The sequence below is a fragment of the Bacillus sp. FJAT-29790 genome, assembly GCF_019039215.1.
Taxonomy (GTDB): Bacteria; Bacillota; Bacilli; order Bacillales; family Cytobacillaceae; genus Cytobacillus.
In genome coordinates, this window is sequence record NZ_JAHNZZ010000004.1 from 823 (window position 1) to 1,376 (window position 554).

General features: G+C 47.9%; 1 tRNA gene and 1 rRNA gene. Both read left to right on the forward strand.

The features are described from left to right. Nucleotides 1-70: 70 nt before the first annotated feature. Nucleotides 71-154 (forward strand) — tRNA-Tyr (locus BGM26_RS18725). A gap of 169 nt (nt 155-323) precedes the next feature. Continuing rightward, nucleotides 324-440, forward strand: a 5S ribosomal RNA gene (gene rrf / locus BGM26_RS18730). Nucleotides 441-554: the final 114 nt, after the last annotated feature.

Below are 554 nucleotides of genomic sequence, written 5' to 3' on the forward strand. Positions count from 1 at the left end.
GAGCAAAGGACTGAAAATCCTTGTGTCGGCGGTTCGATTCCGTCCTGAGCCACCATTTTATATACTCCTTGGAGGGGTAGCGAAGTGGCTAAACGCGGCGGACTGTAAATCCGCTCCTTCGGGTTCGGCAGTTCGAATCTGCCCCCCTCCACCATCTAAATAGGGGTATAGTTTAATGGTAAAACGAAGGTCTCCAAAACCTTTGATGTGGGTTCAATNGTGGAGCTGACAAATACTAATCGGTCGAGGACTTAACCACAATATTTTCAATGATGATTGTCAGTTATCTAGTTTTGAGGGAATAATCCTCTAACAAAAAATAGTTTGGTGGCGATAGCGAGAAGGTCACACCCGTTCCCATCCCGAACACGGAAGTTAAGCTTCTCAGCGCCGATGGTAGTTGGGGGCTCTCCCCCTGTGAGAGTAGGACGTCGCCAGGCTAGCCCCAATTAGGGGCTATTATTTTTGTCTAAATATAACGAAATGTATAAATTGGCCCGTTGGTCAAGCGGTTAAGACACCGCCCTTTCACGGCGGTAACACGGGTTCGAATC